This window comes from Streptomyces sp. NPDC001663 (assembly GCF_042893105.1).
GTDB lineage: Bacteria > Actinomycetota > Actinomycetes > Streptomycetales > Streptomycetaceae > Streptomyces.
On sequence record NZ_JBIAUR010000012.1, the window covers coordinates 51,216 to 65,375 of the forward strand.

General features: G+C 70.7%; 12 protein-coding genes and 1 pseudogene. 6 read left to right on the forward strand and 7 right to left on the reverse strand.

The window, feature by feature from the left end; genetic code table 11:
- Positions 1 to 29: 29 nt before the first annotated feature.
- From ACFY1L_RS34280 to pdhA, 3 genes are read right to left on the reverse strand one after another with little or no spacing between them, the layout of a single operon-like run.
- Complete coding sequence (locus tag ACFY1L_RS34280; protein ID WP_388832895.1) at positions 30 to 1,439, reverse strand: dihydrolipoamide acetyltransferase family protein; 1,410 nt, start codon at positions 1,437 to 1,439, stop codon at positions 30 to 32.
- 10 nt (positions 1,440 to 1,449) lie between these two features.
- Entirely contained in the window at positions 1,450 to 2,427 is a 978-nt protein-coding gene (locus ACFY1L_RS34285) for an alpha-ketoacid dehydrogenase subunit beta (protein ID WP_361268175.1), read from the reverse strand.
- Position 2,428: 1 nt separating this feature from the next.
- Positions 2,429 to 3,607 carry a pyruvate dehydrogenase (acetyl-transferring) E1 component subunit alpha gene (gene pdhA, locus ACFY1L_RS34290; protein ID WP_388832899.1) on the reverse strand — a complete coding sequence of 393 codons (1,179 nt, stop codon included), beginning with the start codon at positions 3,605 to 3,607 and terminating at the stop codon, positions 2,429 to 2,431.
- Between the two features lie 327 nt (positions 3,608 to 3,934).
- Between pdhA and ACFY1L_RS34295 the strand changes: the two are divergent.
- Together ACFY1L_RS34295 and ACFY1L_RS34300 are read left to right on the forward strand one after the other, a co-directional pair.
- Positions 3,935 to 4,120, forward strand: a pseudogene (locus ACFY1L_RS34295) (hypothetical protein); the annotation flags it as partial.
- A 520-nt stretch (positions 4,121 to 4,640) separates the two neighbouring features.
- Positions 4,641 to 5,654 (forward strand): phosphotransferase, encoded by a 1,014-nt coding sequence (locus ACFY1L_RS34300; protein ID WP_388833619.1) that lies wholly within the window; start codon positions 4,641 to 4,643, stop codon positions 5,652 to 5,654.
- An 82-nt stretch (positions 5,655 to 5,736) separates the two neighbouring features.
- Here the strand turns inward: ACFY1L_RS34300 and ACFY1L_RS34305 are convergent, their stop codons facing one another.
- Entirely contained in the window at positions 5,737 to 7,302 is a 1,566-nt protein-coding gene (locus ACFY1L_RS34305; protein WP_388832902.1) for a protein kinase, read from the reverse strand.
- Between the two features lie 337 nt (positions 7,303 to 7,639).
- On the opposite strand from ACFY1L_RS34305, the gene ACFY1L_RS34310 reads away from it, so the two are divergent.
- Complete coding sequence (locus tag ACFY1L_RS34310; protein WP_388832905.1) at positions 7,640 to 9,259, forward strand: protein kinase; 1,620 nt, start codon at positions 7,640 to 7,642, stop codon at positions 9,257 to 9,259.
- Between the two features lie 60 nt (positions 9,260 to 9,319).
- Here the strand turns inward: ACFY1L_RS34310 and ACFY1L_RS34315 are convergent, their stop codons facing one another.
- Together ACFY1L_RS34315 and ACFY1L_RS34320 are read right to left on the reverse strand one after the other, a co-directional pair.
- Positions 9,320 to 9,859, reverse strand: a complete 540-nt coding sequence (locus ACFY1L_RS34315) for a bacterial proteasome activator family protein (protein ID WP_388832908.1) — start codon at positions 9,857 to 9,859, stop codon at positions 9,320 to 9,322.
- Positions 9,860 to 9,945: 86 nt separating this feature from the next.
- A complete protein-coding gene (locus ACFY1L_RS34320; protein WP_388832911.1) occupies positions 9,946 to 10,497 on the reverse strand; it encodes a PadR family transcriptional regulator in 552 nt (183 codons plus the stop codon).
- A 138-nt stretch (positions 10,498 to 10,635) separates the two neighbouring features.
- On the opposite strand from ACFY1L_RS34320, the gene ACFY1L_RS34325 reads away from it, so the two are divergent.
- Entirely contained in the window at positions 10,636 to 11,163 is a 528-nt protein-coding gene (locus tag ACFY1L_RS34325) for a hypothetical protein (protein ID WP_388832914.1), read from the forward strand.
- 16 nt (positions 11,164 to 11,179) lie between these two features.
- On the opposite strand, the gene ACFY1L_RS34330 is transcribed toward ACFY1L_RS34325, so the two are convergent.
- Entirely contained in the window at positions 11,180 to 12,160 is a 981-nt protein-coding gene (locus ACFY1L_RS34330; RefSeq protein WP_388832917.1) for an NAD(P)H-quinone oxidoreductase, read from the reverse strand.
- A gap of 138 nt (positions 12,161 to 12,298) precedes the next feature.
- Between ACFY1L_RS34330 and ACFY1L_RS34335 the strand changes: the two genes are divergently transcribed.
- Positions 12,299 to 13,312: an ATP-binding cassette domain-containing protein gene (locus tag ACFY1L_RS34335; protein ID WP_388832919.1), complete on the forward strand. Its 1,014-nt coding sequence runs from the start codon at positions 12,299 to 12,301 to the stop codon at positions 13,310 to 13,312.
- Positions 13,309 to 14,157 carry an ABC transporter permease gene (locus ACFY1L_RS34340; protein ID WP_388832922.1) on the forward strand — a complete coding sequence of 283 codons (849 nt, stop codon included), beginning with the start codon at positions 13,309 to 13,311 and terminating at the stop codon, positions 14,155 to 14,157. The genes ACFY1L_RS34335 and ACFY1L_RS34340 overlap by 4 nt, the downstream gene beginning before the upstream one ends.
- Positions 14,158 to 14,160 lie beyond the last annotated feature (3 nt).

The window sequence follows — 14,160 nt, forward strand, 5'->3', positions numbered from 1 at the left end:
GCCCGGTTGATCAGCTGTTCACTGGACGCTCACGCCCAGGTGATCAACCGCTTCGGCTGCTCCAGGATCGCCGCCACGTCGGCCAGGACCTTGGAGCCCAACTCCCCGTCCACCAGCCGGTGGTCGAAGGACAGCGCCAGAGTCGTCACCTGGCGGGGCTTCACCTTGCCCTTGTGCACCCACGGCTGGAGCTTGATCGCACCGATCGCAAGGATCGCCGACTCGCCGGGATTGAGGATCGGCGTGCCCGTGTCGACCCCGAAGACGCCGACGTTGGTGATCGTCACCGTGCCGCCTTGCATGGCGGCGGGAGACGTCTTGCCCTCCCGCGCCGTGGACACCAACTCACCCAGGGACTCAGCCAGTTGCGGCAGCGTCTTGGTGTGCGCGTCCTTGATGTTCGGCACGATCAGCCCGCGCGGGGTGGCCGCCGCGATGCCCAGGTTCACGTAGTGCTTGAGCACGATCTCCTGGGCCGCCTCGTCCCAGGACGCGTTGACGTCCGGGTTGCGCTTGATCGCGACCAGCAGCGCCTTGGCGACCAGCAGCAGCGGGTTCACCCGCAGGCCCTGCAGCTCCTTGTCCTGCTTGAGCTCCTCGACCAGCTTCATCGTGCGGGTCACGTCCACCGTCACGAACTCCGTGACATGCGGCGCCGTGAACGCCGAACCGATCATCGCGGCCGCCGTCGCCTTGCGCACACCCTTGACCGGGATGCGGGTCTCGCGCGCCGTGTCGTACGCGGCCGGCGGGGCGGCCGGAACCACTGCCGGGGCCACGTGCGCCGGCTCGGGCGTCACAGGCGCGGGAGGCGCGACCGCCGCGTGGACGTCCTCGCGCGTGATGATGCCGTCCGGGCCGGACGGAACCACCGTCGCCAGATCCACACCCAGGTCCTTGGCCAGCTTGCGCACCGGCGGCTTGGCCAGCGGGCGGGGCTTGTCGACCGCGGCCGGCACGGCGGCCGTCCCATGGCCGTTCAGCTCCTTCTGGACCGCCGCGGACGCCTGGGAGACCACGACCTCCGGGCCCTTGCGCGGGCGCCGCTTGGTGGAGGACGCGGCCACGCCGTAACCCACCAGCACCGGCTGGCGGCCCGAGCCCTCGGGCTTCTTCTCCTCGGGAGCCTCGGCGGCCGCGGGAACCTCGGCCGGTGCCTCGGCGGGAGCCGCGGTTCCGCCCGACACGTCCACCGCAATGATCGGCGTGCCCACGTCGACCGTGGTGCCCTCGGGGAAGTGCAGGTCGCGGACGACCCCGTCGTAGGGGATGGGCAGCTCCACGGCCGCCTTCGCCGTCTCGACCTCGCACACCACCTGGCCGTCGGTGACCGTGTCGCCGGGCTGGACGTACCACTTGAGGATCTCGGCCTCGGTGAGCCCCTCACCGACGTCCGGCATCTTGAACTCGCGTACGGACGCTTCCGTCATCGTCGTCACGACCCTCTCCTCAGTACGCCAGGGCGCGGTCGACGGCATCGAGCACCCGGTCCAGGCCCGGCAGGTACTCCTCCTCCAGGCGGGCCGGCGGATACGGGGCGTGGTAGCCGCCGACCCTGAGGACCGGGGCCTCCAGGTGGTAGAAGCAGCGCTCCGTGATCCGGGCGGCGATCTCCCCGCCCGAACCGAAGAACACCGGCGCCTCGTGGACCACGACCAGGCGGCGCGTCTTCTCCACGGACGCCTGGATGGAGTCGAAGTCGAGCGGGGACACCGAACGCAGGTCCAGGACCTCCAGGGACTTGCCCTCCTCGGCGGCCGCGGCGGCGACCTCCTGGCAGAGCTTCACCATCGGGCCGTACGCGACCAGCGTCAGGTCGGTGCCCTCGCGGACCACCTGCGCCTTGTGCAGCGGGCCGGGGATGGCCTCGGTGTTGACCTCGGCCTTGTCCCAGTAGCGCCGCTTCGGCTCGAAGAAGATCACCGGGTCGTCGCTCTGGATGGCCTGCTGCATCATCCAGTACGCGTCCGACGCGTTGGAGGGGCTGACCACCTTCAGGCCCGACACGTGCGCGAAGAGCGCCTCGGGGGACTCGGAGTGGTGCTCCACTGCGCCGATGCCGCCGCCGTAGGGGATGCGGACGACGACCGGGAGCTTGACCTTGCCCAGCGAGCGCGCGTGCATCTTCGCGAGCTGCGTGACGATCTGGTCGTAGGCCGGGAAGACGAAACCGTCGAACTGGATCTCCACCACCGGCCGGTAGCCGCGCAGCGCCAGACCGATGGCCGTACCGACAATGCCGGACTCGGCGAGCGGGGTGTCGATGACCCGGCTCTCGCCGAAGTCCTTCTGCAGTCCGTCCGTCACCCGGAACACGCCGCCGAGCTTGCCGACGTCCTCGCCCATGACGAGGACCTTGGGGTCGGACTCCAGGGCATGGCGCAGCGACTCGTTGATCGCCTTGGCGAGAGCCATCTTCTCGGCCATCTCAGTGACCCCCCTCATCCGCGAACGACGCCTGGTAGGCGGCGAACTGGGCTCGCTCCTCGTCGACGAGCGCATGCCCGTCCGCGTACACGTTCTCGAAGATGGCGAAGTGGTCCGGGTCCGGCATGGCGCGGACCGCCTCGCGCACTCGTTTGCCCAACGCCTCGCTCTCGGCCTCGAGTTCCGCGAAAAATCCCTCGTCCGCGTGGTTTGAGGCCTCCAGGTACCGGCGAAGGCGCAGGATCGGGTCCTTCGCCTCCCAGGCCAGCCGCTCGTCGTCGCCCCGGTAACGGGTGGGGTCGTCGGAGGTGGTGTGGGCGCCCATGCGGTACGTGTACGCCTCGACGAGCGTCGGTCCCTCGCCGCTGCGGGCGCGCTCCAGCGCCCACTTCGTCACCGCGAGGCAGGCCAGCACGTCGTTGCCGTCGACGCGGACGCCCGGGAAGCCGTAGCCCTGCGCGCGCTGGTAGAGCGGGACGCGGGTCTGCTTCTCGGTCGGCTCGGAGATCGCCCACTGGTTGTTCTGGCAGAAGAAGACGACCGGGGCGTTGTAGACCGCGGAGAAGGTGAACGACTCCGCGACATCGCCCTGGCTGCTCGCGCCGTCGCCGAAGTAGGCGATCACCGCGCTGTCCGCGCCGTCCTTGGCGATGCCCATCGCGTAGCCGGTGGCGTGCAGCGTCTGGGAGCCGATGACGATCGTGTAGAGGTGGAAGTTGTTGCTGTTGGGGTCCCAGCCGCCGTTGTTCACGCCGCGGAACATGCCCAGCAGATTGGTCGGGTCGACCCCGCGGCACCAGGCGACGCCGTGCTCGCGGTAGGTCGGAAAGACGTAGTCGTCCTCGCGGGTGGCCCGGCCGGAGCCGATCTGGGCGGCCTCCTGGCCGAGCAGCGAGGCCCACAGGCCCAGCTCGCCCTGGCGCTGCAGGGAGGTGGCCTCGGCGTCGAAGCGGCGGGTGAGGACCATGTCGCGGTACAGGCCGCGGAGATCGTCAGGGGTGATGCCGGCGACGTACTTGTCGTACTCGGCGTTCTTCAGGCGCTCGCCCTCGGGCGTCAGCAGCTGTACGAGCTCGGGGTCGGTGCCCGGCTCGTTTCTTGCGGTCGTGCGCTTGCCGGCCGTGCTCTTGGTTCCGGCGCTGCGTCGCGGTTTGCGCGCGGCAGTGCTCTCCACGGTCACGTGTGCTCCTCCGTCGGTCCGGCATCCCGGGTTCGCCGGGTGCCAGTGCGGCTCACCTGCACCCCTACGGACGCACAGGGTGGGTGCGGCTCGGTCGGGAACAGGCGTGACAGGTGCCCCGGCGAGCGCCCTGCAATAGGCACGTTACCCAGTGCTCCACATTTCTGTGAAACCCCTCCTGACCTGCGATTTTGCTTGGATTTCCAAGTAAATCGCGAAAGTCGGGAACTTCTCCTGGTCACAGCCTTGCAGGGGGCCGGAACAACGGCACGTTATCCCGGTGACCCAGGTCACGGGAAGAGTCCACCTCGGGCGGGTCCGTCCGCCCTGTGTGAAACTGCCCACGCGCGCAAAGAGGGAAAAATCCGAGTTTTACCGCTCGAGGACCATGAGGTCGTCCGGCGTGGCGTGCACAAGCGGCTGTCGGTCGAGGACGACATCGAGGTGGTCGGCGAGGCCGGTACGGCAGCCGACGGGATGGTACGTATTCCGGCCACCCGGCCGGACGTCGCGGCCGGCAAGTCCCTGCCGCGCGATCGGCGAACGGATGCATCTCGCCGAGAAGACGCACTGTTGGCATGCCCTCCGACGAACGCCTCGCCGTCGAGCTGCTCGCCCGCACCGACTACGGCCGGGTCGCCACCAGCATGCGCGCCCTGCCCCTCCTCGCCTTCGCCCGCCACATCGTCGAGGACGGCCGGGTCCTGCTGCGCATGCCGCGGAGCTGCGGATACCACCGGGCGTGCATCGGCAGCCCGCTCGCCTACGGCTCGGACAACCTGAGCTCGGCGCGGCCCGGCGAGGGCCTGTGGTCCGTGCAGGTCGTCGGCGAGTGCGCCGCCCACGAGCCCACCGCCGCCCAGATCGAGCGCTTCGGCATGGTGCACACCGCCGACGGCGGCCTGGAAGCCACTTCGAGCACATGCCGTGACCGAAAGCGACTGCCGACGACTGCCTGTGACAACGCCCAGCTCACCGGCCTGGCTTCTGCCCTAGCATCTGGCGCGTGCCGCGCTCCTCTGTACCACCCCTCGTGCCTCACGCTCCCCTGCTGGGCGCCCTGCTGCGCCAGTACACCGCCGGTTGTGCGCTCACCTGCGAGCCCGTCGAGCAGGGCCTGCTCAACCGCGGCTACCGCCTGTGCACCACCCGAGGCCGCTACTTCCTCAAGCACCACTTCGACCCCGAGACCGCCGACCCGGCCGCGATCGCCCGCCAGCACCGCGCCACCCAGCGCCTGGCCGACCTCGGCGTCCCGGTCGCGCCGCCGCTGGCCTGCCGGGACGGGCGCACGGTCGCCGTGGTCGGCGGGCACGCCTACGCGCTGCACCCGTGGATCGACGGCCGGCACCGCCACGGCGGGCAGCTCACCACCGGGCAGTGCGAGCGGCTCGGGGCGCTCCTGGGCGTCGTACACGCGAGTCTGGAGCGTGTGATGCCGCCGCACGCGCGGGCGCGCGCGACACCCGCGGCGCCGACCGTCAGCGCCGATCCCGCCGACACCTTCACCCTCATCGACGACCTGCTCGGCCGGGTACGCCGCCACCGCCCCGCCGACTCCTTCGACGAACTGGCCCGCCACCGTCTCCTGGAGCGGCGCGCACTCCTGGAGCAGCACGCCGACAGGCGCCCCGCGCAAGGGAGTTCGGTGGGCTGGGTGCACGGGGACTTCCACCCGTTCAACCTGCTCTACAAAGGGGACGCGCCCGCCGCGATCGTCGACTGGGACCGGCTCGGCCTGCGTCCCCGCGCCGAGGAGGCCGTCCGCGCCGCCGCGATCTTCTTCGTACGGCCCGTCGGCGCGCTCGACCTGCCGAAGGTACGGGCGTACGCGCGCGCGTACCGGCGCACGGCCGGTGCCTCGCCCGCCCAACTCGCCGCGGCCGTGCACCGTGTGTGGTGGGAGCGCCTCAACGACTTCTGGATGCTGCGCTGGCACTACGAACGCGGCGACACCCGTGCGGACCCGCAGTTCCCGGCGGCCTCGGCGCTGGCGGTGTGGTGGACGCGGGAGTACGACGCGGTGTGCGGGGCGTTCGCGGAGTGACGCGGTGGACGCGCAGACAGCAACGCGCGCGTGGGCCGCAAAAAGGGCGCCACGCGCGCGTGGAGGCTGTTTCGCCGGCCGGTCAGCCGGTCAGGCCACCGTCCGCAGGGTCCGTTCCGCCTCCGCCCGTCGGGTCCGTCGGCGGGTCCGTGGGCTCCGTCGGCTCGGCGGTCGTCGGCGCGGCCGTCGTCGGCTTGGCCGTCGTCGGCTGGCTCGTCGGCTCGCTGGTCTCGGTCGGAGACGGCGTGTACGACGGCGTGGCCGACGGGGTGTAGTCCCCGGACCCGCTGCTCGTCGAGCTGTCGTCCGTGGACGTGTCCGTCGTCTCGTCGGTCGCCTCGTCGCTCGGCGTCGCCGAGGACGTGTCGTCCTTCGTGGACTTCGTCGAGGTCGGCGACTGCGTCGTGCCCTTGCCCCCACCGCCCCCACCGGTGTTGTGCAGCGCCAGCGCGACGCCGGCCGCGATGGCGATCACCGCGAGGACGGCGAGGATCCACAGCTTGCCGCGGCCGCTGCCCCGGTTGCCGTGCCCCTCGAAGCCGCCGTCGTCGCCGCCCCCGTAACCGGCGGGCAGGATCGGCTGCGGGATCTGCGTCGTACCGGAGGAGTCCCCGGGGTGCGGCAGCACCTGCGTGCCGGCGAAACCGGCGGCCGGGGTGTGCCGGCCCTCGTGCATGTCGACCGGGCCGGTGTTCCAGGTGCCGGTGTGGCCGCCCTGGTCGTACAGCATCTGCAGCCCGTACTGGACCAGCCCGCGCATCTCCTCGGCGGTCTGGAAGCGGTCGTCCGGCTCCTTGGCGAGGGAGCGCATGACGAGACCGTCGAGCTCCGGCGGCGCCTCGCCGCTCGAGATCTGCGACGGCGGGACCGGGATGTCCTGGACGTGCTGGTAGACCACCGACAGCGGGGTCTCGCCGACGAACGGGGGCCGCAGCGCGAGGAGTTCGTAGAGCAGGCAGCCCGTCGCGTACAGGTCGGAGCGGTGGTCGACGGCCTTGCCGAGGGCCTGCTCCGGGGAGAGGTACTGCGGCGTGCCCATGACCATGCCGGTCTGCGTCATCGTCGACTGCGCGCCGTGCAGAGCACGCGCGATGCCGAAGTCCATCACCTTCACCGCACCGGTGTGCGTGATGATGACGTTCGCCGGCTTGATGTCGCGGTGCACGATGCCGTGCTGGTGCGAGTAGGCGAGCGCCTCCAGGACACCGGAGACGATGATCAGGGCCTGCTCGGGGCCCGGCGCCTCGGCGTTGATCAACAGGTCGCGGATCGTGCGGCCCTCGACGATCTCCATGACGATGTACGGGACGCTCTGGCCGCCCACGAAGTCCTCGCCGGAGTCGTACACGGCGACGATCGCGTGGTGGTTGAGGCCGGCCACGGACTGGGCCTCGCGCGTGAAGCGGGCCTTGGAGACCGGGTCCTCGGCGAGGTCGGCACGCAGCAGCTTGACCGCGACGGTGCGCCCGAGGCGCACGTCCTCGGCGGCGAACACCTCTGCCATGCCGCCCCGGCCGAGTCTGCGGGTCAGCCGGTACCGGCCGTCCCCGACAAGCCCGCCGTTACCCCACATTTCCGGCGCATCTGACATACCGCCGCCAGTCGCCTCGGGGTCGGACGGGCCCTGAGCGCGCTGCTGCTGTGCCATCAGTCCTCGCCGTCGTTTCTGCCCGCGGTGCGCGCGGTGTTGTTACGGTCTCCGTCGGCCACGCTACAGCCTCAACGCAAGCCGCCGGTCCGAGAAGGGGGCCGGAACCGGCACAGGACGGACCGGCCATCAAACCGTCATCTTGTGTCCTGGTGCAAATTCTGTGTACCGCCCGTACAACCTCTGTAACGCTCCCGAGACGCTTCTTTCGCGTACGGTCACGGAACGGGCACCGAGCTTGACGTGTCAGTGCCCTCGGGCAGACTTGGCCGGGAATGAGCTATTCGATCAACTACAGCCGGGCCGGCGCCTGAAGGCCGATGGGGGACGCGGAAACATGAGCCAGGACGGCGCACACGGCCGGTACGCGGGGCGCGCGGTTGCCGGCGGGCGCTATCAGCTGCGCGACTTGCTCGGCGAGGGCGGCATGGCCTCGGTGCACCTCGCGTACGACTCCGTGCTCGACCGCCAGGTCGCGATCAAGACGTTGCACACCGATCTCGGCCGGGAACAGGCCTTCCGTGAGCGCTTCCGCCGCGAGGCCCAGGCCGTGGCCAAGCTCACGCACACCAACATCGTCTCGGTCTTCGACACCGGCGAGGACACCCTCGACGGGATGACGACGCCGTACATCGTCATGGAGTACATCGAGGGCCGCCCGCTGGGCTCCGTGCTCGACGAGGACGTACGGCAGTTCGGCGCGATGCCCGCCGACAAGGCGCTGAAGATCACGGCGGACGTGCTGGCGGCGCTGGAGATCAGCCATGAGATGGGGCTGGTCCACCGGGACATCAAGCCGGGCAACGTGATGATGACCAAGCGCGGCGTCGTCAAGGTGATGGACTTCGGCATCGCGCGCGCCATGCAGTCCGGTGTCACGTCCATGACGCAGACCGGCATGGTCGTCGGCACCCCGCAGTACCTCTCGCCCGAGCAGGCCCTCGGCCGCGGCGTGGACGCCCGTTCCGATCTGTACTCGGTCGGCATCATGCTGTTCCAACTGGTCACCGGGCGGCTGCCGTTCGAGGCCGACTCCCCGCTGGCGATCGCGTACGCGCATGTGCAGGAGGAGCCGGTGGCGCCCTCCTCGATCAACCGGTCGCTGCCGCCCGCGGTGGACGCGCTGGTCGCCCGCGCGCTGAAGAAGAACCCGAACGAGCGTTTCCCGAGCTCCGAGTCCATGCGCGACGAATGCCTGCGCGTGGCCGCCTCCTTCCAGGCCGCCCCGCCGAGCATCGTCCCGGGCGCCCAGACCTCGAGCGGTGCCGGCGTCGGCTCCGCGGTGTTCCCGCCGGTCGACCAGGCCACTCCGGCGCCGACGGGCCCCGTACAGACGCCGTACCAGCCGGCTCCGAACCCGTACGGCACGCCGTCGCCCACTCCTTCTCCGGCGTACGGCTACCCGCAGCAGGGCGGCTACCAGACCCCGTCCCCGTATGCGCAGCCGCAGACCCCGCCGCCGTACAACATCACTCCCCAGCCCGCCACGACCCCCGCGGGCGGCGGCAAGAACAACAAACCGGTGGTCATCGGCTCGATCGTCGTCTCGCTGGTCGCCGTCGGCGGTCTGATCGCGGCGCTGATGCTCAACGGCGGCAGCGGCGGTGACGAGAGCAAGGGCGGCGGCAGCAGCGCGAGCGCGTCGACGACGAAGGCGGCGGGCTACCGCGGTCCGGACACCTCGAAGAAGATCGAGACGTCCGAGTGCACGGAACCGGAGGAGTCGTACAACGACCCCAAGAAGATCCGGCTGCCGGACTTCCGGTTCAAGTACATCCAGTCGGTCAAGGAGTGCTTCCAGGCCGCCGGCTGGCAGCTGAAGATCAAGGACGTCAACGAGAACACCTACGGCCAGGGCGCGGTCATCGACCAGTTCCCCTCGGCCGACACGGACGTCTCCGAGAAGGACATGCCGGAGATCGAGCTGAGCGTCTCGACGGGCAACCCGCCGTCCTGACCTCCGGCACATGCGAAGGGCCGGGCAGCTGCGGAGCTGCCCGGCCCTTCGTGCGTCTCTTTACAGGTAGGGTCCGCCCGCGCGGCCGCCGGTGTGGCCGTCCTCGCCCGTCTCGTGGCCGCCCACGCCGGGCGGGAGGGCGCGGCGCATCTGCTCCAGCTGGGCCCGCGCGGCCATCTGCTGGGCGAACAGCGTGGTCTGGATCCCGTGGAAGAGGCCCTCCAGCCAGCCCACCAACTGGGCCTGCGCGATGCGCAGTTCCGCGTCGCTGGGGGTGCCGTCGTCCGTGAAGGGCAGGGAGAGCCGCTCCAGCTCCTCGACCAGCTCCGGCGCCAGGCCGTCCTCCAGCTCCTTCACCGAACTGCGGTGGATCTCCTTGAGCCGGACCCGGCTCGCCTCGTCCAGGGGAGCGACGCGCACCTCCTCCAGGAGCTGCTTGATCATGCTGCCGATCCGCATCACCTTGGCCGGCTGCTCGACCTGCTCCGTCACCGGAATCTCGCGGGAGTCGTCGTCTCCACCGCCGATTGCCATGCCGTCCTGGCCCACGACCAGGATCTGGGGGGTCTCCGGCGACCGTTCGTTCCTCGGCATCTCCATGCCGCCATTCTCTCGCACCCGTGCATCTCATCACCGTGGTGCCCCCCATGCAGGGTGATCCACCGTTTGAGGTGCGGGAGTTTGCGTCAGTCGCCGCCCTCGCGCGCGATGGTCAGCCGCAGCAGCCGGGCCTCGCAGTGGTCGAGCCAGCGGATCTCGGCCTCCGCATGGCAGATGAGCTGCTCCAGGACCAGCAGCCGCGCCAGCTCGTCCGGGTGCCCGGGCGCCCGGCCCAGCGCCTGCGCCCGCTGCCGTACGTACTCGTGCAGGGCCTCCGCGACGTGCCGGCGCTGCGCCTCGACGACCTGGCGCACGTCGACGCCGGGTGCGCCGACGGCGAGCACCAGCTTGATCGCCAGCTCGTCGCGCGGCGGGCTCGCCCGCTCCACGGGCCGCGCGAACCAGGCCCGCAGCTCGGCCCGGCCCGCGTCCGTGAGCGCGTACAGCACCCGCGCGGCCGCGTCCACGCCGTCCTGCGCGACCATGCCGTCCCGCTCCAGCCGGCCGAGCGTCGTGTAGACCTGCCCGATGTTCAGGGACCAGGTGCCACCGGTGCGCGCCTCGAACTCGGTGCGCAGCCGTGAGCCGTACCGGGGGCCTTGTTCCAGGAGCGCCAGCAGCCCGTGACGTATCGACATACCCGGATTGTGCAGCGGGTTCGGCATTTCGGCGGAACCCGGAATGCCGGAAGTGCGGGCCGATGTGAGGCTTGGGGCGTGAATCCATGGCTGCGGACTTTGCGAGGGGCGGGACTGGTGGTGGGGGTGGGGGCCGGCGTGATCGTGTTTCCGCCCGGCGGGAGTGTTGCGTCGTACGGCGCCGTGTCGTCGTACGGCCCCGTATCGACGTACGCAGCCGTGCCGACGGACGACGCCACGCGTACGCCCACTCTCGTCCCCCGGGTGGCCGAGTCCGCGGCGGCCTCCCCCACTGCCTCCCACAAGCCGCCCGAGCCTTCGCGGGCCGGAAGCGTGGCCGGTGAGGGGCGGGAGCGGCCGGGACGGCGGGAGACGGCGGACGACTTCACGGGCGATCCCTCGGAGGAGGGGGACGGCGACGGAGGCCGGGACACGGCGAACTCGGAGGGCCAGGCCGATACGGGCCCGGCCGTGTCCGCGTCACCGCCCGCGGAAGCCGGCCTGGTACCGCCGAAGCCCTCGGCGCACACCGCGCAGCCTGCCGACACGCAGGCCGAAGGCCCCACCGAGCCCGTCCTGCGGATCCTCCCGCTGGGCGGCGGACTGGTCCTGATCGGACTCGGCCTGGGCCTCGCCTTCGTCGGCCTGCGGCTGCGGCGCGGCTAGGGTCTGTCCGGGTGCCTCAGGGCACGACCAGCAGCACCTTGCCCACGTGGCCGCTCTCCTCCACGACCCGGTGGGCTGCTGCCGCGTCGCTCATGGGGATCTCGCGGTCGACGATCGGGCGGACGTGGCCGCCGTCGAGCAGCGGCCAGACGTGTTCGCGTACGGCCGCGACGATGGCCGCCTTCTCGGCGAGCGGGCGGGCGCGCAGCGTGGTCGCGCTGATGGCGGCCCGCTTGTTCAGAAGCGTGGCGATGGTCAGCTCGCCCTTGATGCCGCCCTGCATGCCGATGATCGCGAGGCGGCCGTTGACGGCGAGGGTCTGGACGTTGCGGTCCAGGTACTTGGCGCCCATGTTGTCGAGGATGACGTCGGCACCCGCGCCGTCCGTGGCCTTCTTGACCTCGGCGACGAAGTCCTGCTCCCGGTAGTTGACCAGGATGTCGGCGCCCAGTTCGGCGCAGCGCTCCAGCTTCGCCTCGGTGCCCGCCGTGACGGCGACCTTGGCGCCGATCGCCTTGGCCAGCTGGATGGCCATGGTGCCGATGCCGCTGGAGCCGCCGTGCACGAGCAGCGTCTCACCGGGGCGCAGCTGGGCGATCATGAACACGTTCGACCAGACCGTGCAGACGACTTCGGGCAGTGCGGCCGCCTGCTTGAGGTCGAGGCCCTTGGGGACGGGCAGCAGCTGTCCGGCCGGGACCGCGACCTTCTCCGCGTAGCCGCCGCCCGTGAGCAGCGCGCACACCTCGTCGCCGACGGCCCAGCCGGAGACGCCGGGTCCGACCGCGGCGATCCGGCCCGAGCACTCCAGGCCGGGGTAGGGGGACGTGCCGGGCGGCGGGTCGTAGAAGCCCTGCCGCTGCAGGATGTCGGCGCGGTTGACGGCACCGGCCACCACCTCGACCAGCACCTCGCCCTCGCCGGCCACCGGATCCGGGACCTCGTCCCACACCAGCGCCTCGGGTCCACCAGGTTCGGGAATCGTGATCGCATGCATGAGGGGGACGCTACTCCTCGCCCCCGCGTGCCCTGCGGCGGCGGGGGCGAGGGAAAAAAGTGTGCGATCACCGATGAGTTCGGGCGACGGTAAAGGTCTCCCCATGCGTAACCCAAGTGCGCGGAAGGACACCCCACCATGAGCCAGCACACGTCCGGCCTGGCCATCGAGACCGCGGGACTGGTGAAGACGTTCGGTGAGACCCGGGCCGTCGACGGCGTCGACCTCGCCGTCCCGGCCGGCACGGTCTACGGCGTCCTCGGCCCGAACGGCGCAGGCAAGACGACCACCGTGAAGATGCTCGCCACCCTGCTGCGGCCGGACGCCGGCGAGGCGCACGTCTTCGGCCATGACGTCGTGCGCGAGGCCGACGAGGTCCGCGGCCGCGTCAGCCTCACCGGCCAGTACGCCTCCGTCGACGAGGACCTCACCGGCACGGAGAACCTGGTCCTGCTGGGCCGCCTCCTGGGCCACGGCAAGAAGGCCGCGCTGGTGCGTGCAGGGCAGCTCCTGGAGGCCTTCGGGCTGACGGAGGCCGCCGGAAAGCAGGTCAAGCACTACTCGGGCGGCATGCGGCGCCGTATCGACATCGCCGCGTCCATCCTCAACACCCCCGACCTGCTGTTTCTCGACGAGCCGACGACCGGGCTCGACCCGCGCAGCCGCAACCAGGTCTGGGACATCGTGCGCGCGGTCGTCGCCCAGGGCACGACGGTGCTGCTGACGACGCAGTACCTGGACGAGGCCGACCAGTTGGCATCCCGGATCGCCGTCATCGACCACGGCAGGGTCATCGCCGAGGGCACAAAGGGCGAGCTGAAGGCATCCGTCGGCGCCGGTTCCGTACATCTGCGGCTGCGGGACGCGCAGCAGCGGCCCGAGGCGGCCGAGGTGCTGCGGCGGACCCTGGACGCACAGGTGCAGCTGGAGCCCGACCCGGTCGCGCTGACGGCCCGTGTCGGTACGGCGACCAGCGGCATCGCCGCCGAGCAGGCCGCCCGGGCGCTCGGCGAACTGGCCCGCTCCGGCGTGACCGTGGACAACTTCGCGCTGGGGCAGCCCAGCCTGGACGAGGTGTTCCTCGCCCTCACCGGACACGACACACACAGCCCGAAGGGCGACGACAAGGACGAGGACGAGGTGGCGGCATGAGCACCGCGACGACCACGGATACGCAGGACCTGGCCCCCGTCAGCGCCGAGTCGCTCGCCGCGCTGCTGGTCGCCGGGGAGCGGCCGCCGCGCCCGAGCGCCTGGTCGGCCTCGCTGACCTTCGGCTGGCGGGCCGTCCTCAAGATCAAGCACGTGCCTGAGCAGCTCTTCGACGTCACCGCGTTCCCGATCATGATGGTGCTGATGTACACGTACCTGTTCGGGGGCGCCCTGGCCGGGTCGCCGAAGGAGTACATCCAGTTCCTGCTGCCGGGCATCCTGGTGATGTCGGTCGTGATGATCACGATGTACACCGGAGTCTCGGTGAACACCGACATCGAGAAGGGCGTCTTCGACCGCTTCCGCTCGCTGCCCATCTGGCGGCCGTCGACGATGGTCGGCTATCTGCTGGGCGACGCCCTGCGCTACACGATCGCGTCCGTGGTGATGCTCACCGTCGGCGTGATCCTCGGCTACCGCCCGGACGGCGGGGTCGGCGGGGTGCTCGCCGGGATCGCGCTGCTGGTCGTGTTCTCGTTCGCGTTCTCGTGGATCTGGACCATGTTCGGGCTGCTGCTGCGCACCGAGAAGTCGGTGATGGGCGTCAGCATGATGGTGATCTTCCCGCTGACCTTCCTGTCCAACGTCTTCGTCGACCCGAGGACCATGCCGGGCTGGCTGCAGGCGTTCGTCAACAACAGCCCGATCACCCATCTGTCGTCCGCGGTACGCGGGTTGATGGCCGGTGACTGGCCGGCGGCCGAGGTCGCCTGGTCGCTGGGGTGGGCCGGACTGTTCGTGCTGGTCTTCGGGCCGGTCACGATGCGCCTCTACAACCGCAAGTAGGAC

Excerpts from the sequence above, each read along its gene's own strand:
- ACFY1L_RS34285 (WP_361268175.1), bottom strand. The coding sequence starts at position 2,427 with ATGGCCGAGAAGATGGCTCTCGCCAAGGCGATCAACGAGTCGCTGCGC.
- ACFY1L_RS34305 (WP_388832902.1), bottom strand. The coding sequence starts at position 7,302 with ATGGCACAGCAGCAGCGCGCTCAGGGCCCGTCCGACCCCGAGGCGACT.
- ACFY1L_RS34310 (WP_388832905.1), top strand. The coding sequence starts at position 7,640 with ATGAGCCAGGACGGCGCACACGGCCGGTACGCGGGGCGCGCGGTTGCC.
- ACFY1L_RS34315 (WP_388832908.1), bottom strand. The coding sequence starts at position 9,859 with ATGGAGATGCCGAGGAACGAACGGTCGCCGGAGACCCCCCAGATCCTG.
- ACFY1L_RS34320 (WP_388832911.1), bottom strand. The coding sequence starts at position 10,497 with ATGTCGATACGTCACGGGCTGCTGGCGCTCCTGGAACAAGGCCCCCGG.
- ACFY1L_RS34330 (WP_388832917.1), bottom strand. The coding sequence starts at position 12,160 with ATGCATGCGATCACGATTCCCGAACCTGGTGGACCCGAGGCGCTGGTG.
- ACFY1L_RS34335 (WP_388832919.1), top strand. The coding sequence starts at position 12,299 with ATGAGCCAGCACACGTCCGGCCTGGCCATCGAGACCGCGGGACTGGTG.
- ACFY1L_RS34340 (WP_388832922.1), top strand. The coding sequence starts at position 13,309 with ATGAGCACCGCGACGACCACGGATACGCAGGACCTGGCCCCCGTCAGC.